Source organism: Winogradskyella wichelsiae (assembly GCF_013403925.1).
GTDB lineage: Bacteria > Bacteroidota > Bacteroidia > Flavobacteriales > Flavobacteriaceae > Winogradskyella > Winogradskyella wichelsiae.
Genome location: NZ_JABFDJ010000002.1, coordinates 373,681 through 390,124, shown reverse-complemented (window position 1 = coordinate 390,124; position 16,444 = coordinate 373,681). Strand labels below are relative to the sequence as shown.

Sequence of the window (16,444 nt, the reverse complement as noted above, 5' to 3'; positions counted from 1 at the left end):
ATCTATAAATTATATAATACTTAAATATTTTGAGGCTACGAAAGTAATAACTTCCAAGCACTTTTTACGTCTCCATAGCTCAAATAATTTTGCGCTAATTTGTGTTTTTCTCTGTGAGACGCTGATTTTATGTCTGGATAGCGCTCACTGATGTCGTTAATAAACTTATTAACATCTGCTGTATTTGGTAAGGTATCTACATTACCCAGCATACCTAAATCATTTCCTGTTAAAATCATACTGTTTTTAACGTTTTCAGGTAGCGCATCTACGCCAATACCCATTAAAGCTAATGGTTTTGGGATTTCAAAAAATCCATTTTTAGCTCTACTATAATAACTTCCTCCAGCTCTTGCAACTAAATCTAGAGCTTCTTGGTTAATGGTCTGATTTTCGTTTAAGACTTCTTCAGAAATATGAAGTTTTACCACTTCACAGATCACTAAATTTCCAGCTCCACCTTCTGTTCCTAGTTCAATAATCTGATTGACTTTACACTCTAATTGCACAGGCGATTCTGCCACTCTAAAAGGTTTTACTTTATCTGAAGGTTGCATTGATAATCCTGCTTTTTCAAATTCATTTACACCTTCAGGATATTCCGTACTAGATAAAGATGCTTGATGAACCATATCGTAGTTCACAACATTTATAACAACTTCTTTAGTAGCTTTTACATTATGCAAAGTGTGTTTTGTAGTATTGTCTCTTACACGTCTTGCTGGCGAAAAAATAAGAATGGGTGGGTTGGCACTAAACACATTAAAGAAACTAAATGGTGATAAATTGGGTTGGCCGTTGGCATCAATAGTACTCGCAAGCGCAATAGGTCTCGGTGAAACCGCACTTAGCAAGTAGCTGTGTAAAACGCTGGTATTAAGATCTTCTGGATTGAATGATGCCATATGGTTTGTTGGTTTTTAACAAATATAAAAATTATAGATTGGGAATAAAACTATTTTACGGTAGTATTAGAACAATAATTTCAACATATTTACATTAGTATATTTAAAACTGAAATTAAACTAACTAATGACATTTAGCTTCAACCGAAATATAATCCGGTGGATTATTATTGTATCTTCTTTCATCATTATCTCTCTTATTCTTTGGAATACGTATACGTTTTTTCAAAATTTTAAAGTTGAAGAACGTTCTAAAATGAATACGTGGTCTGTGGCTGTTAGAGATATAGGAACACCTAGGTTAAATGATGAAGTCAACATCGTTACAGATCATGTTATTACAGAGACTATAATTAATACACCGGTACTGGTAATTAACGAAAATGGGGAGTTAAGCACCTCTAGAAATATTGACGAGTCTATGCTGAGAGATTCTCTTGATGTTAAGAGATTAGTAGATCAGTTTAAAAACGAAAACACACCGATAGAAGTTAACATGGATTCTAACTCTAAACAACTTATTTACTATGGGAATTCACCGTTACTAAACAAGTTGAAATTTTATCCTTTGGCTTTATTGCTTATTATTTTCCTTTTTGCCGCTGTGGTGTATTTCTTTTATCGGAGTTCTAAAATCGCTGAACAAAATAAACTTTGGACAGGAATGGCAAAGGAAACAGCACACCAAATAGGAACACCTTTATCTTCACTTGTAGGTTGGGCCGAAATTTTAAAGATGGAAAATGTTAATCCAGAATATATATTAGAAATAGAGAAAGATATTGATAGGCTTCAAACCATAACAGAACGTTTTAGTAAAATTGGTTCTGTTCCTACACTTAAAAATATGGATATCGTTGAAGTTACCAAATCATCTTACGAGTATTTAAAATCGAGAACTTCTAAGTTAATTAATTTTGAAATAAAAATTCCTGATCAAAAAATTAATGTTAACCTAAATGAGCAGCTTTTTAGCTGGACGATTGAAAATTTAGTGAAAAATGCTATCGATGCCATGAAAGGTAAAGGTGATTTAAAAGTAGAATTAGCGCAGCTAGAACAATACGTTTACATTAATATTTCTGATACAGGAAAAGGAATTCCGAAATCGTCTTTCACTAAAATTTTTGAACCAGGATATACCACTAAAAAACGCGGTTGGGGACTTGGGCTATCGCTGTCTAAGCGTATTGTAGAAGATTATCATAACGGTAGAATAAAGGTGTTGACTTCTGAAATAGATAAAGGAACCACTTTGCAGATTAAATTAAAACAATCTTAAGTTTGAATGCTATTTATTTTTTTGAAAAAAATTAAGGTTATAAAAACAGAAAAATACGGACAAGAAAGTAAATTAACTTAGAGTTTGAAGTCCTTGAGATTCTGTAATAAAGACGTTGCTTTACTAAGATTTTGATTGATATAAATTGAAAGGAATACTTACAAAATGCTTGTTATGCTTGAAGAGTGTGAAAATTATAAAACTAGAATTATTGAAAATTTAGTTTAAATTTGACCATGAATTCGTCAAAATTTTTCACGTTAAAAGAAGCCCGAATAGGTAATAACTGTCCGGAATGTTACTCTAATGATAGCCTTGAGCTCACATTAAAGCAGAAGCTAATTGAAACTAAATTTTATAAAGCAATTACTGAAGAAACAGCGAGTGAATTACTCTGTCATAACTGTGAATTACAAATTTTCCCTGTTAGTTGGACAGATGATATAGAGCGTGTGGTAGATTATCACTTAAGAGGTCTAAAAACGAAAACGAAGTCTACAAAATTAAAACCTATAGCTTGGGGTTTAGTTGCTATTTGTGTTGTTGCTTTATCTGCAATTGTTTTATTTGCAACAGGTATTATTTCAATATAATTTATAAGTAAGAAGAAATTTTATCAGCAATAGTTTCAAAATCTTCAGAGCTTAATTTTTGTTTGTTTGTAAAACGAGCATCTTCCATAGTATGTAGCGGAATTAAATGAACGTGTGCATGCGGCACTTCTAAGCCTATAACCGTCATTCCTATACGCTGACAAGGAATCGCTTTTTCTATGGCTTTAGCAATACGATGGGAGAATTTCATTAAGCCTAAATAAGTAGCTTCATCTAAATCAAAAATCTTATCAACTTCTTTTTTAGGAATACAAAGTGTATGCCCTTTAGAGTTTGGATTAATATCTAAAAAAGCATAGAAATCTTCAGTTTCTGCTATTTTGTAAGAAGGGATTTCACCTGCTATTATTTTTGTGAATAGTGTTGCCATATGTAGAGCTTATTATGTTTATAAATATAAAAAGATTCCTGTTAAGAGGAATCTTTTTTGTAATATAACTTTAGTAAGTTGTTGAAATTTTGAAGTTTGTTATCTAGAAATTTCTAAAATATCAAATTTCATAACACCACTTGGTACTTGTATTTCAGCAACATCTCCCACAGATTTTCCTAATAAACCTTTACCAATTGGTGAGTTTATAGAAATTTTGCCTGTAGTAATATCAGCTTCACTTTCGGCGACCAAAGTATATGTCATTTCCATGCCATTAGTTTGGTTTTTAATTTTAACTTTTGATAATGCTAAAACCTTAGTTAAATCTAATTGCGATTCATCAATGACTCTTGCACCAGATAAAGCTTCTTCCATTTTAGAAATTTTCATTTCTAACATGCCTTGTGCTTCTTTTGCAGCATCGTATTCTGCATTTTCACTCAAATCACCTTTGTCTCTAGCTTCTGCAATAGCTTGTGAGGCTTTTGGACGCTCCACATCTTTAAGCTGGTTTAACTCATCTCTTAATTTTTTTAAACCCTCAGCTGTGTAATAAGATACTTTACTCATAATTCAATCGTTTTAAACATAACGAGTTCTAAAAAGGTAGATTCTTTATTGTTTTTGAGCCTGTCTGAAAAAACAGACAGGCTCAAAAAAGATAGTAGATATAATATACTTCTTAGAAGTTTGTTATTAATAATTATAATGTTAGCATAAAAAAAACCTCGCGCTGACGAGATTACTATGCAAATATATAAAATATTTACGGTATTGTTGAATTAATAGTAAATTGCCCATTAGAATTTGAATGAAAAATTTATAATAAATATAGATATTTCGAAGTCTCAATTGAGATATGAGCATTCTCGTGGCTTTTAAAAATAGTGTTTTATTAAGTCATTAAATTTCAAACCCTTAAAAAGAAGAATTAAAGCTGTGAAGAAATTATTTTTATTACTAGTAAGTGTGGTTGTTTTTGGTTGTAGCAAAAATGATACGGAATACAATTGTAACTATTTGTTAGATGTTGGCGTTAATTTAACGGTAAATCTTAATCTTCCTCAATACAATCAGTTGCTCTTTCCTGTAAATACGGTTAGAGTTTCAAATTATGGTAATGACGGAATTATTCTTGTTAGAGCAAATTCAAGTACGCTTTTAGCTTGGGATGGAGCAGATCCTAATCATACTTCCTCAGCTTGTTCTACTTTAGAAATAAATGGTATAAATGCGACTTGTGGTTGCGGTGATGGTAATGAGTTTAATTTAATAACGGGTACTGCTATCAATGATGATGCTCAACTCTGCACGTTAAAACCGTACAGAGTTGAAACCATCAGTACTAATGTATATTTAATTAGTAATTAAAAATTCATTGTAACACCCACTAAAAAGTTTGTGGTTGCTTGTGGGTAAAAACCTGCTCCTTCTATGGTTGTGATACTTCCTGGGTTAGACCAGTCGTCATCATAAGTATAGTAATATCCGTTAGAGACGTATTTTACATTAAAGATATTGTTAACTAAGCCTGAAAAAACAATAGAGTCAAAAATAGATTCTGTTTTTAAAGTATAGTTAATATTGAAATCATTGGTAAAGAAACTATCTAATTTAGAACGATCTGCTTCAGTATTTCCCATATATTGTTCGCCAACAAACTTACTTAACCAAGACATTTGAAGGTTTTTAATAGGTTGAAAAACAATAGCATTTGCGGCAACTAAACTAGGTGAGAATGAAATATCTGTTTCACCTAAATTTTGTGCTACTCCATCAAAAGAAATAACAGTTTCATTATTTTTATTAGTGCTTAATGTTGCGTTAGGCTGTAATGTTAACTTTGAAGTTACTGGGATTATAGCTTCTAATTCTAAACCTAAGCGGTAACTTTTACCACTATTAGTTCTAATAGGGTTTCCTACATCATCTAATTGGCCAGATAAAACCAGTTGTTGGTTATACTGCATGTAATATACATTAGCATTAAATGTGAAGTTGTTTTTGTTATGTCTCCAGCCTAATTCAAAATCATTAAGTTGTTCTGGTTTTATATCGCTATTGTTTTCAAAATCCGTTCTGTTTGCTTCTCTGTTTGCTCTAGCATATGAAAAATATAGACTGTTATCTGTATTTACATCGTAAGTAATACCAGCTTTTGGATTGAAAAAAGAAAAGGTTTTATCGATTTCAAAATCTACAAGGTCAGATGTGTTTCCGTAGGTTTTATAAGATACATTTCTCGTTTGCAAATCACCGTATAAACTTATTTTTTCATTTAAACGGTAATTCGCTTTTGCAAAAAAGGATAAGTCATTTTTTAAACTATTACCATCATAATAACGGTCTCTGATTTCAGATTGACTTGCAAATTCAGCCCAAATAATTTCACCAAAATGATCACCATCATAATGACTAAATGAACCTCCAAAAATTAAATTTAGATTATCATCTTTATAATTCGCATTTACATTAGCTACATAATAATCATTATCTAACCAACGTCTGCGGATTAAATCTGTTGTGTTTACGGTTTCTGATCCAAAATCTAGAGGTTGTAAACCATAAGTTTCAAAATCTTCGTTTTCTTTATATTGCTCAAAATAACCGCGTCCATAAGTGTAATTTAAGCCTACTGTAGTTGACCATTGGCTGTTGTAACGTTGGTTCCAATGCAATTGGTAATGATCTTGATTGTAATAATCTACTTCATTATCATAAAATTGAGGATTGCCATTAGCATCGTTATATTCTCCGGCTGAGTTATAAGTTCTATCATTTTCTAGCTTATCTAAATCTTCTAAACCATTCCAAGATTGATATGTCACTTCTTTTCCTCCAAAAGCAATGGCTTTAATTAAGGTGTTGTCATCTACATAAGAGCCTTGCAAAAAGTAAGATTTTAAATCCGATGATGCACGATCTATATAACCGTCAGAAGCGATATTAGATAAACGACCAGCAATTTCAAAATGATCATTCATAAGTCCTGTACTAAATTTTACGGTATGTTTTCTGGTGTTATAACTTCCGTAAGAATTTGAGATTTCACCAGAAGCTTCCTTAGATATTGCGTCTGTAAGTATATTAATACTTGCACCAAAAGCACCAGAACCATTGGTAGACGTTCCGACTCCTCGTTGCAATTGTAAACTTTCGGTAGAAGAAGCAAAATCGCTTAAATTCACCCAAAATGTCCCTAAAGATTCCGCATCATTATAAGGGATTCCGTTGATAGTAACGTTGGTAGATTGTGAGCTAACACCTCTTACTCTTATACTCGTATAGCCTACACCTGCACCAGCATCCGTAGTGGTAACAACTGAAGGTAGAAAGTTAAGTAACATAGGAATGTCTTGGCCTAAATTTCGTTTAGCTAATGCTTCTTTGTTAATGTTAGAGTGTGTAATTGGTGATTTAGCATCTACTCTAACAGCCTTTACTAGAACTTCATCTAGTTTTTCGACTTTAGTAGAGTCTTGTGGTTTTTCTTGTCCATAAATAGAACAAATACTTAATAAAAAAATGGAAATTGATAATCTCTGTCTATTTATTTTTGAGAGATTGTTGAATAAAAATTTCATACGACTATAGTATTATAATCGAATAAAAAGAGGTCATTATTCTTGGTTAATAATTAGTTATATTGAGCTTTAGATTCCTGCAATATGGAAAATGTTATTTTATTTTGAAATTAAGCACATAAAACAAATGTCGCTTAAAAATCAGAAGTAAAATAGACATTGATAACCGTATAGCATTTGCCAAAAATAGCGATATGATATTTTCTTTATGCTCGTTTCCTAAACAGCATTACCTGTTCTAGGTTCAATGGGTATGATCTCAGCTTGAAAAGTTAGTGGTCTTGTGTAGAAAGATAATCGTTATTTATAATTACGTTTAACTTTTTACTGTGATTGCCAACTAATTTTAGCACCCCTTTTTTGAGAACGCGGCAAAGATAGAAAGGATTTATGATTTTAGAATTATGATTTATGATTTTTTTTAAATGTAAAAACACTGAGGTTGATATTGAATACGAAGCTTATATCAGTTAGAGTGAGTTTTTTTGTTTTTTAGATAAAGGTCTAGATTAGGTTTGAAAATGCAATTTTAAGTCTTAATAATTAATTGAAAATGATCTCTTTATTTGCTATTCTATATTAGGTGTTTTTCTATTTGCTTTTTTATCAGCATTAATACGTTTGTTTTTTAAACGTCTCTTTTTTACGCCTCTAGGAACTCTTGTTTTAATACGTAGTTTTTGTTTCTTTAACCCTTCTTCAATTAATACTATAAAGCGTTGGGTTACCAAAGCTTTATTTCTAAACTGGCTTCGACTTTCATCACAGGCTAGAATTAAGATTCCATCTTTTGTTAATCGGTTACCAAAATACTCAGAAAGCTTTTGCTTTTTTTCATCGCTAAAAACTACAGAATTGTTAAGGTCAAAATATAATTCGGCTTTAGATGATACCTTGTTTACATGTTGACCTCCACTTCCTGAGCTTCGGACGTACTTATAGTTTAATTCAGATTTTAAAATTTGAATATTCACTATGCTTTTATTTGGTGTGGTGGCTTAAGTAAATCATTAACCGTTTTTACAGGATTGAAAGTGCTGATAGGTACTTCTACAAAAATAGTATTCCAATGTGCCATACTTCCGTTCCAAAGCCCTGGTAATTCTAGCGCTTTTAATGCTTTACCATTTTTTGTCTTCTTGGTTATAAAAGCAGCATTATGATCGACGTAGTTTTCTAAATCAAATTTTTCACCCTTGTAATTTTTAATTCCGCAAATTAAATCTACAGGATTAAAATGTGTTGCGTTTTTAAGGATTTCTTCTTGTTTTGAATCTTTTAAATTAATCTGAGCAGATTCTACAATTTGAAGTGATTGATTAGATTTTTCATCCTTTACCCAAAAAGGACCACCTCCTGGTTCGCCTTCATTTCTTACCATTCCGCAGACGCGGATTGGACGGTTTAGTTTTTCTTTTAAATATTCGACTTTATAACAATCTTTATATTTAAAATACTCATCAGATATTTTAATACTCAATTTATATGTTATAAAATTTTCAATTGCAACTAAGGTTCCTTCGTCAACTTTATTAGCGTCTAAATCATGTAAGTATTCAAATGATTTAGCTTGTAGTTTTAATAAAATTCCAGCTAAAGCTTTTTTAAAGCCTGCTAATTCTTCTTTGTATTTATTAACCACAACGTTATCTATATTTTTCACAAAAATAACGTCTGCATCAATAGCGTTTAAGTTTTTAAGAAGTGCTCCGTGTCCAGAAGGTCTAAATAATAACGAACCGTCAGCTTCTCTAAAGGGTTTGTTTTCCATAGTCACAGCAATAGTATCTGTAGCATGTTGCTGATAAGAGAATGAAATATTAAATTTCACTCCTTTTTCTGCTTCAATACGATCCTTAATTTTATTGAATTCTTGAGTGAATTTATCTTCATGACTCTCTGATATCGTAAAGTGTAATCTTGCTGTATCATTACTTGTAGCGTACAGGGCTGATTCGTAAAGATGTTCTTCGAAAGCTGTAGCGATGTAATTATTTTTATAATAATGAAAAGGAAGTAGTCCTTTAGGTTGATTACCAAAATTCAATTCATTTTTATCTAACATCGCTTTAGCAAAATGCCAAACTTTTTCTTGACTAGATAAAGATTCTAAATCTATGCCTTCAGATTTTAATAATTCTGCAACCTGTTTATAAAATGGAAATTTTTCTAAGCCCACGATAAACAGCGATAAATCTCTTAAGTTATTTTTATTTATATAGGCATTTAATGATTGTTCTTCTACATTATATTCACTGATATATTGAAAGAGAAATTTAAACATCCGAGTTGCTGCACCAGATGCGGGTACAAATTTCACTAACGATTTGTTGTCTTTTTCTGCTTCAAATAATGCAACAAAATCGTCCATTTCAGCTTTCCTTAATGGCATTATACCTTTATTTAATGTCGCCGCTCCAGAAACATTAGTAAACGGAATTCCGGTTTCAAAAATTTCTATTTGTTTTTCAACCTTGGCTAAGGTTAAATTATTAGCATCTATTTGTTTAAGGTCTTTATCAGTAAAATTCATTTGTTCTTAATTAATTTATCTATGTGCTTAACCGCTAATTGTAATCGCTCTTGTTTATTTCCTTTTAAAAGCACATAAGGTTTATTATGGTTCTTTAATGCAGATTCAAAAGCTTTAAACATACGTTCCCTTTCATCGGGTTTATCACGGAGATCATCAGCTTCCCATGGTATGTCAATATAGGTTAAAAAATATAAATCATAAATATTATTCTTAGCATACTTGTCTAAAATAGGATCACAACTTCCTTGGTAATAGGCTTCACTATAAACTTTCGTTTCTAGTAAATCTGTATCGCAAATTAAAACAGAATCTGTTTTTTTGCTTAACTCATTCTCTAATTTAATTTGTCCTATTGCAATTGGTAGTAGGTCTTTAGGTTCGCAAGTTTTACGCTCGTTATTCCATTTCTCTTGTAAATATTCTCTTGCATACTCAGGTACCCAAAGCGAATTGTAATATTCTGCTAATTGTCTGGAAAGGGTTGTTTTTCCTGTCGATTCTGGACCGAATAAAACTATTTTTATACAGTTTGACGGGTCTTGTCTAAGCTTTTCTTCCATGCGTTATAACCTTGAACGGCTAAGATTAAAAATATTATAAATTGAAGGCCAGTAAAACCTAATCCTTTTACAAAGTATAAAGGAATAGAGATGAGGTCTGCAATAATCCACAATAACCAATTTTCTATTTTTTTATTGGCCATTAACCACATTCCGGCAAAGAAAATTCCTGTTGTAATTGTATCGATATAATCAGTAATTCTATCGAAACGATTAAAATAGAGATATACACAAATTACGAAAATCATGGTTACTACGAAAATTAATCCTGCTTTCATCCAATCCTTCATGGATGATTTCGTAACGGCTAATTCATTGCCGTTATCAGAATATTTCCACATATACCAACCATAAATACTCATTAATGTGTAATAAATATTGATTGTTAAATCGCCATAGAGTGTAAATATGTAACACAAATAAACGAACAAAACAGTGCTAATTATTCCTGTTGGAAAGACTAAAATATTTTCTTTCTGAGCATACCAAACACTTGCTATACCAAAAACAACAGCAATAATTTCGATGATTATATTAAAGGTCGTTGCTGTACGATAGGGTTCTAAAAAAAAATCAAAAATGGGGTTCATAGTCGCTTCTGTCCGTTTTTACGATTTTCATTTGTAACACGGCAATATCTATATCAACAAATGATCGTTTTATTTCTTGTGTTAGAAATGGCATTAAGGTATCAAAATCACCATAAATCTGTGTGCTTAAAGGGTTTTCTAGAACTGTAAATTCTGAAGCCCTCAAATACTTAATGAAATCAATAATATGTGGTTCGTAATCGTCTTTTAGTGGTGATAATTGTAATTCTATAGATATTTTCATTGTGATTGCCGCAAAAGCGGTGAATTTATAAGTAATTATATGTTTTTGTTATTTTTTTAAATCATCAAAAAATGTTTCGTCCTCTTCAAAAGCAGTTCCTATAACTACTAAATCGGCACCAGCATTGTAAGCTGATTCTAGTTCTGTTTTAGTTCTTATGCCGCCACCAACAATTAATGTAATATTTATTTTTTGTTTAACTTCTGAAATAATATGAGGTTCAATAGCATGTGTGGCGCCACTACCAGCTTCGAGGTAAATGAGTTTCATACCCAATAATTCTCCTGCTTTTGCTGTATCCTTAATTGTTTCTATAGCATTTCTACTTATTGGTTTTGTTTCACTGACACGCTGTACTGCCGTTTCTTTTCCATTTTCAATAAGTAAATATCCCGTAGGAATAATTTCGAGATTCGTTTTGGTTAATCTAGAAACTGCTTCAACATGTTTGCCTATTAGATATTCTGGATTTCTTCCTGATATTAAAGATAAAAATAAAATGCCATCAGCTTTGTCTGTAATTTGAATCACATCTCCAGGAAATAATATAATAGGTAAAGTTGTGTGCTTCTTTATTTCTGTAACTAAAACTTCAGTTAATCCTTTATTCACCTCACTTCCTCCAACAAAAATATGCGTAGCGATAGATTGATTCACTTTTTCAATAAAATTTGAAACAGAATTAATCTTCATCTTGTCTGGATCAATTAAAACGGCTAAGTTTTTCTTATTCGCTTTAATGGTCTCTAATATATTGTTGTAGTGTTTCATTTATTCCGAATAATGGAATTTTAGGTTTAAATGGAGTTTTCTATTTATTTCTATTCTTTCAAGGAACGACATAAGCACAGGTAAATCCTTCAAATTCTAAAAAGGCTGTATTGTATCTGTATTTTTTATTCTTATAATCTATCCAAGCGACGGTTTTACCATCTTTAAGCATAAACGGGATGACCAAAAAATGCTCTTTAAATAACATACCTGGAGTTGCAAAGAGTTTGTAAAGTGATTCTTTAACTCCCCAGATTATAGTCAGTCTATTAATGTAATCTTGGTCTGTAGGCTTAATATAATTAGTTTCATAATCAACAAACTTATGTGCAATGATGCCAATTTTGTCGCGTTGCTTTTCAATGTCGATTCCAACTTCTTTGTCGCTAATTATCACGCCAGAAAATATAAACGAATGTGTAATTGAAATATGCTTTCCATCCTTAAGATGTGGTTTTCCGTTGTCGTCATAAAATAAATCTTGGTCGGTGTAACCAAACTCATTTAGTAAGTGACGCACACTTAAAAAGCCACGTTGGTGTAGTTCGCTTTTCATGCCTAAAACGCGTTTTAAACTGTCTGGTTTTAAATCAATAGGTGAAATTAAATCATCATAAGATTCTTCGATCTTCCAGATTTTAACAGTAGTTTGTGAGTTAACACTAATGGTTTTATAAAGTGGCATTTAGAATTCTTAATGTTATTGATTATCTTTGCATCGCCTATGTCTGTTTTGACATTTTTAGATTAGCGAATTTAACTATTTAAGTGTTAAACCCAAAGGCGTTTTATAATATATAAAAAACGAGAAAAAGAATATGAGTGCAAAAACAATTGCTTACGTACCGAATAAGGTAAAAGATATGTCGCTTGCGGCATGGGGAAGAAAAGAGATTAAATTGGCTGAATCAGAAATGCCAGGTTTAATGAGTCTTAGAGAAGAGTATAAAAATGAGCAGCCTTTAAAAGGAGCACGTATTGCAGGTTGTTTACACATGACGATTCAGACAGCGGTTTTAATTGAAACATTACAAGCTTTAGGTGCAGAAGTGACTTGGAGTTCTTGTAATATTTTCTCTACGCAAGACCAAGCTGCTGCAGCAATTGCTGAAGCGGGTACAGCTGTTTATGCATGGAAAGGATTAACAGAAGAAGAGTTTGATTGGTGTATTGAACAAACTTTATTTTTTGGTATAGACAGAAAACCATTAAACATGATTTTAGATGATGGTGGTGATTTAACGAACATGGTTTTAGATAAGTATCCAGAATTATCTGAAGGAATTAAAGGATTGTCTGAGGAAACTACAACAGGAGTTCACAGACTTTATGAGCGTGTAAAAAATGGTACTTTAACAATGCCAGCAATTAACGTGAATGATTCTGTAACAAAATCTAAATTCGATAACAAATACGGTTGTAAAGAATCTGCAGTAGATGCAATTCGTAGAGCAACAGATATTATGTTAGCTGGTAAGCGTGTAACTGTTTGTGGTTATGGTGATGTTGGTAAAGGAACAGCTGCTTCTTTTAAAGGTGCAGGTTCTATTGTAACAGTTACTGAAATTGACCCAATTTGTGCATTACAAGCTGCAATGGACGGTTTTGAAGTTAAGAAATTAGAAACTGTAGTTGGTAATTCTGATATTATTATTACAACAACAGGAAACAAAGATATTGTAAGAGCTGAGCATTTTGAGGCAATGAAGGACAAAGTTATAGTTTGTAACATTGGTCACTTTGATAACGAGATACAAGTAGGTTGGTTAAACGAAAAACATGGTCATACTAAAGATACTATTAAACCTCAAGTAGACAAATACAACATCGACGGAAAAGATATTATCTTACTTGCCGAAGGTCGTTTAGTAAACTTAGGTTGTGCTACAGGTCATCCAAGTTTTGTAATGAGTAACTCATTTACTAACCAAACTTTAGCACAAATTGAACTTTGGAAAAACTCTGAAGCTTACGGAAACGATGTATACATGTTGCCAAAGCATTTAGATGAAAAAGTAGCAAAATTACACTTAGAAAAAATTGGTGTTGAGTTGACTGAATTAGCAGAATACCAAGCGGATTATATTGGTGTAAAAGTTGAAGGGCCTTATAAGCCAGAACATTACAGGTACTAATCAATGAGTGTCATTGCAAGACGCTTTTTAGTGATGAAGCAATCTCATTAATTGAAATTGAATTTTTAAAAATCCCAAGCATTAGTGTTTGGGATTTTTTTATTATAACTACCTTTCAATAAAAAACTAAAATGAGTTCAGTAGATATTACAGTTTTACAAAATAAATTAGACCTTATGGAAGGTTTAATTCCTAATAGTGAAGCTATAAAGACAAGCATTTCGAAAGCGAACGTTGCATGGCATTTAGATCATAGCTTAAAAGTGATTAATGCAGTTGTGGCAACGATGCAGAATTCTGATCCAGCGTTGTATGAGGATAATTTCAGCTTTATAGGTAAGTTGTTATTAAAATTTAGATTCTTTCCAAGAGGAAAAGCTAAAGCACCGAAATATGTTACACCACCCGAAGTCATTTTAGAAGACGCTATTATATTGCAATTAGCAGAAGCGAGAGCACAGATAAAAACGATATCTAGTTTAGATAATAATGCTTATTTTAAACATCCCTTATTTGGGAATATTAATAAATCAAGGGTTGTTCAATTCTTGGAAGCACATACTAATCATCATATGAAAATTGTGAAGAGTATATTGAAGTAACTCTATTACATATCTGAAATGAAAAAAGTCCTCACGAGTTTTAAAAACTTATGAGGACTTTTTTATATACGGGCTACTGCCTGCTAAATACTACTTAACTCTTTTTACTCTTTCTTCTCTTCTTTTTCTTAGAATCATTTTTCTTAGGATGCACTAAGGTCATTTCATCAATTAAGTGTTGTGCACCAGCATATTTATCAACAATGAAAAGCACATAACGCAAATCTACCATAATGTTACGGCAAATTTCCGGATCGTAATTCATGTCACTCATAGTCCCTTCCCAAACTCTGTCGAAGTTTAAACCAACTAAATTTCCTTCGGCATCAATAGCAGGACTTCCGGAGTTTCCCCCTGTGGTATGATTCGTTCCTAAGAAACAAACCGGTACCTTTCCGTTGCTATCTGCATATTGCCCGTAATCTTTAGCTTCATAAAGTTCAATTAGTTTCTGTGGCACATCAAACTCATAATCACCTGGAATATATTTTTCAATCACACCATCTAAATAACTCACTGGGTTGTAATACACAGCATCTCTTGGCGAATAACCTCTAACTTGTCCGTAAGTAACACGCAGCGTACTGTTAGCATCTGGAAAATAACGTTCGTTAGGTAAGGCTTCCATTAATGCAGTCATGTATTCAGTTTGTAAAGCTGTGATAGGTGCATTCTTTGCTTCGTAATCTTTATTAATTGAATCAAAAAATTCTGTAATCATTGGTTTTGCATAAGCATAAGCGGCATCATTATTAAGGTTTTTTATCACGGTATCAGCATCACCTTCTAATAATTTTAGAGCAGAGTCTAAATGAGTAAAGGCTGTTTTGTCATAAATTGTAGCATCTACTTCTTTACCATATAAAGGCATAACATTAAGGTAGACACCTTTGTCAACGTCAACATCGTAGTTTTTATGAATCCCTTTTAAAGTTCCAGTTAAACTTGCTTTAGCATTTTCAAGAATAGCAGGGTTTTCAATTAAAGCTTGTTCAATTTGGTAAGCTCTAAATGTCATTTGCATTAATTCATTGGTTGTAAAAAAGACTTCAATAAAGTTTCTGCGCTTAATATTTATAGGTGCAAAATCTTTATATAGTTTATCAAATTCAGGAAGGATATGACCGTATTTGTCTTCTAGTCCTTTTTCTTTTAAAGCTTTGGTAAACGTTGCTTCAAACTCTCTACGTTTTTCAACAGCATTAGTTTTCTTAATTCCTAAGTTCTCACCAATCCATTTTTTCCAAGCATTAGCAATTCTAGCTTGTTTAGAAGCGTATTTAATACGCACATCGTCGCTGGTTTTCATTTTTTCGTCAATCACTTGTAAAGCGGCTTCACGAATGGCGATATTTGTTGGGTTAAATTCTTCTGTAATATGTTCTATTGCTACTGCAGGTAAATATTCGCTTGTAGTTCCTGGAAAACCAAATACCATCGTAAAATCACCTTCTTCAACACCATCTAAAGAGATAGGGAGAAAATGTTTTGGTTTGTAAGGTTTGTTGTCTTTACTGTATTTTGCTGGACGGTTATTGGCATCTGCATAAATTCTAAACATAGAAAAATCACCAGTATGTCTAGGGAAAACCCAATTATCTGTGTCACTTCCAAATTTACCAATACTTGTTGGAGGTGCACCAACTAAACGAATATCATCAAAACGTTCTGTTACAAAGAGAAAGTACTGATTACCTTCATAAAAGGCTTTAGTTTTTACATCTTGCCAAGATTCTTTTGGCCAAGTTTTTAAAGCTGCGTTTGTGTTTTTTGAAATTAGAGATTGCTTTTCTGTTTCGGTCATGGTTTCAGTAATACCTTTTAAAGCCACTTCTGAAACATCATGAATACTCACAATAAATTCAATATATAAACCTTCGTTTGGTAATTCATCTTCTAAATTCATGGCCCAAAAACCATCTTTTAAATAATCGTTTTCTAAAGAAGAGTGAGATTGTATCTGGCTAAAACCACAATGGTGATTGGTAAGTACTAATCCTTGGTCAGAAATGACTTCACTTGTGCAGCCACCATTAAAATGACCAATAGCATCCTTTAAGCTAGAGTTGTTAACATCGTAAATATCTTGAGCTGTTAATTTACTGCCCAAACTTTGCATTTCGTCTTCGTTCATACCTTCTAAAAGTGAAGGGATCCACATGCCACCTTGCTGCGCAGAGACCTGAAAAACAACGAAAAAGAAAAGAATTTTAAAAAATCGCATATTCAATATTTTTTTAGTTTTTGT

General features: G+C 32.2%; 17 protein-coding genes. 5 read left to right on the top strand and 12 right to left on the bottom strand.

Going from position 1 to position 16,444, the window contains the following annotated elements:
- Positions 1 to 35: 35 nt before the first annotated feature.
- Entirely contained in the window at positions 36 to 905 is an 870-nt protein-coding gene (locus HM985_RS05350; RefSeq protein WP_179375263.1) for a flavin reductase family protein, read from the bottom strand.
- Between the two features lie 127 nt (positions 906 to 1,032).
- Here HM985_RS05350 and HM985_RS05345 point away from each other — a divergent pair, with 127 nt between their 5' ends.
- Both HM985_RS05345 and HM985_RS05340 read left to right on the top strand, forming a co-directional pair.
- The gene (locus HM985_RS05345) at positions 1,033 to 2,187 is read left to right on the top strand and encodes a sensor histidine kinase (RefSeq protein WP_179375262.1); all 1,155 of its coding nucleotides are present in this window, start codon (positions 1,033 to 1,035) and stop codon (positions 2,185 to 2,187) included.
- 236 nt (positions 2,188 to 2,423) lie between these two features.
- Entirely contained in the window at positions 2,424 to 2,780 is a 357-nt protein-coding gene (locus HM985_RS05340) for a hypothetical protein (RefSeq protein WP_179375261.1), read from the top strand.
- Between the two features lies 1 nt (position 2,781).
- Here HM985_RS05340 and HM985_RS05335 read toward each other — a convergent pair whose 3' ends face one another.
- The gene (locus HM985_RS05335; protein ID WP_179375260.1) at positions 2,782 to 3,171 is read right to left on the bottom strand and encodes an HIT family protein; all 390 of its coding nucleotides are present in this window, start codon (positions 3,169 to 3,171) and stop codon (positions 2,782 to 2,784) included.
- 99 nt (positions 3,172 to 3,270) lie between these two features.
- Positions 3,271 to 3,744, bottom strand: a complete 474-nt coding sequence (gene greA / locus HM985_RS05330; RefSeq protein ID WP_179375259.1) for a transcription elongation factor GreA — start codon at positions 3,742 to 3,744, stop codon at positions 3,271 to 3,273.
- A gap of 369 nt (positions 3,745 to 4,113) precedes the next feature.
- Here greA and HM985_RS05325 point away from each other — a divergent pair, with 369 nt between their 5' ends.
- Positions 4,114 to 4,545: a Rieske (2Fe-2S) protein gene (locus HM985_RS05325; RefSeq protein WP_179375258.1), complete on the top strand. Its 432-nt coding sequence runs from the start codon at positions 4,114 to 4,116 to the stop codon at positions 4,543 to 4,545.
- Here HM985_RS05325 and HM985_RS05320 read toward each other — a convergent pair.
- From HM985_RS05320 to HM985_RS05285, 8 genes are all read right to left on the bottom strand, one after another.
- A complete protein-coding gene (locus tag HM985_RS05320) occupies positions 4,542 to 6,758 on the bottom strand; it encodes a TonB-dependent receptor (protein ID WP_179375257.1) in 2,217 nt (738 codons plus the stop codon). The two genes, HM985_RS05325 and HM985_RS05320, sit on opposite strands and share 4 nt — an antisense overlap.
- A 569-nt stretch (positions 6,759 to 7,327) precedes the next feature.
- Entirely contained in the window at positions 7,328 to 7,732 is a 405-nt protein-coding gene (gene arfB / locus HM985_RS05315; RefSeq protein ID WP_179375256.1) for an alternative ribosome rescue aminoacyl-tRNA hydrolase ArfB, read from the bottom strand.
- A complete protein-coding gene (locus tag HM985_RS05310; protein WP_179375255.1) occupies positions 7,732 to 9,291 on the bottom strand; it encodes a DUF4301 family protein in 1,560 nt (519 codons plus the stop codon). The genes arfB and HM985_RS05310 overlap by 1 nt, the downstream gene beginning before the upstream one ends.
- Positions 9,288 to 9,854, bottom strand: coding sequence for an AAA family ATPase (locus tag HM985_RS05305; RefSeq protein WP_179375254.1), 567 nt, complete (start codon positions 9,852 to 9,854; stop codon positions 9,288 to 9,290). Before HM985_RS05305 ends, HM985_RS05310 begins: the two co-directional genes overlap by 4 nt.
- Positions 9,815 to 10,444, bottom strand: a complete 630-nt coding sequence (gene pnuC / locus HM985_RS05300; RefSeq protein ID WP_179375253.1) for a nicotinamide riboside transporter PnuC — start codon at positions 10,442 to 10,444, stop codon at positions 9,815 to 9,817. Before pnuC ends, HM985_RS05305 begins: the two co-directional genes overlap by 40 nt.
- Positions 10,428 to 10,688, bottom strand: coding sequence for a hypothetical protein (locus tag HM985_RS05295; RefSeq protein WP_179375252.1), 261 nt, complete (start codon positions 10,686 to 10,688; stop codon positions 10,428 to 10,430). Before HM985_RS05295 ends, pnuC begins: the two co-directional genes overlap by 17 nt.
- A gap of 48 nt (positions 10,689 to 10,736) precedes the next feature.
- Positions 10,737 to 11,459, bottom strand: coding sequence for a geranylgeranylglyceryl/heptaprenylglyceryl phosphate synthase (locus HM985_RS05290; protein ID WP_179375251.1), 723 nt, complete (start codon positions 11,457 to 11,459; stop codon positions 10,737 to 10,739).
- A 58-nt stretch (positions 11,460 to 11,517) separates the two neighbouring features.
- Complete coding sequence (locus HM985_RS05285; RefSeq protein ID WP_179375250.1) at positions 11,518 to 12,144, bottom strand: 4'-phosphopantetheinyl transferase family protein; 627 nt, start codon at positions 12,142 to 12,144, stop codon at positions 11,518 to 11,520.
- A gap of 133 nt (positions 12,145 to 12,277) precedes the next feature.
- Here HM985_RS05285 and ahcY point away from each other — a divergent pair, with 133 nt between their 5' ends.
- Complete coding sequence (ahcY, locus tag HM985_RS05280) at positions 12,278 to 13,594, top strand: adenosylhomocysteinase (RefSeq protein WP_179375249.1); 1,317 nt, start codon at positions 12,278 to 12,280, stop codon at positions 13,592 to 13,594.
- A gap of 131 nt (positions 13,595 to 13,725) precedes the next feature.
- Complete coding sequence (locus HM985_RS05275; protein WP_179375248.1) at positions 13,726 to 14,196, top strand: DUF1569 domain-containing protein; 471 nt, start codon at positions 13,726 to 13,728, stop codon at positions 14,194 to 14,196.
- A 94-nt stretch (positions 14,197 to 14,290) separates the two neighbouring features.
- Here HM985_RS05275 and HM985_RS05270 read toward each other — a convergent pair whose 3' ends face one another.
- The gene (locus tag HM985_RS05270; RefSeq protein ID WP_179375247.1) at positions 14,291 to 16,420 is read right to left on the bottom strand and encodes a S46 family peptidase; all 2,130 of its coding nucleotides are present in this window, start codon (positions 16,418 to 16,420) and stop codon (positions 14,291 to 14,293) included.
- Between the last annotated feature and the right edge of the window lie 24 nt (positions 16,421 to 16,444).

Excerpts from the sequence above, each read along its gene's own strand:
- HM985_RS05270 (WP_179375247.1), bottom strand. The coding sequence starts at position 16,420 with ATGCGATTTTTTAAAATTCTTTTCTTTTTCGTTGTTTTTCAGGTCTCT.
- pnuC (WP_179375253.1), bottom strand. The coding sequence starts at position 10,444 with ATGAACCCCATTTTTGATTTTTTTTTAGAACCCTATCGTACAGCAACG.
- HM985_RS05320 (WP_179375257.1), bottom strand. The coding sequence starts at position 6,758 with ATGAAATTTTTATTCAACAATCTCTCAAAAATAAATAGACAGAGATTA.
- HM985_RS05345 (WP_179375262.1), top strand. The coding sequence starts at position 1,033 with ATGACATTTAGCTTCAACCGAAATATAATCCGGTGGATTATTATTGTA.
- HM985_RS05290 (WP_179375251.1), bottom strand. The coding sequence starts at position 11,459 with ATGAAACACTACAACAATATATTAGAGACCATTAAAGCGAATAAGAAA.
- HM985_RS05340 (WP_179375261.1), top strand. The coding sequence starts at position 2,424 with ATGAATTCGTCAAAATTTTTCACGTTAAAAGAAGCCCGAATAGGTAAT.
- greA (WP_179375259.1), bottom strand. The coding sequence starts at position 3,744 with ATGAGTAAAGTATCTTATTACACAGCTGAGGGTTTAAAAAAATTAAGA.
- HM985_RS05275 (WP_179375248.1), top strand. The coding sequence starts at position 13,726 with ATGAGTTCAGTAGATATTACAGTTTTACAAAATAAATTAGACCTTATG.
- HM985_RS05335 (WP_179375260.1), bottom strand. The coding sequence starts at position 3,171 with ATGGCAACACTATTCACAAAAATAATAGCAGGTGAAATCCCTTCTTAC.
- HM985_RS05295 (WP_179375252.1), bottom strand. The coding sequence starts at position 10,688 with ATGAAAATATCTATAGAATTACAATTATCACCACTAAAAGACGATTAC.
- HM985_RS05310 (WP_179375255.1), bottom strand. The coding sequence starts at position 9,291 with ATGAATTTTACTGATAAAGACCTTAAACAAATAGATGCTAATAATTTA.
- ahcY (WP_179375249.1), top strand. The coding sequence starts at position 12,278 with ATGAGTGCAAAAACAATTGCTTACGTACCGAATAAGGTAAAAGATATG.
- HM985_RS05350 (WP_179375263.1), bottom strand. The coding sequence starts at position 905 with ATGGCATCATTCAATCCAGAAGATCTTAATACCAGCGTTTTACACAGC.
- HM985_RS05285 (WP_179375250.1), bottom strand. The coding sequence starts at position 12,144 with ATGCCACTTTATAAAACCATTAGTGTTAACTCACAAACTACTGTTAAA.
- HM985_RS05305 (WP_179375254.1), bottom strand. The coding sequence starts at position 9,854 with ATGGAAGAAAAGCTTAGACAAGACCCGTCAAACTGTATAAAAATAGTT.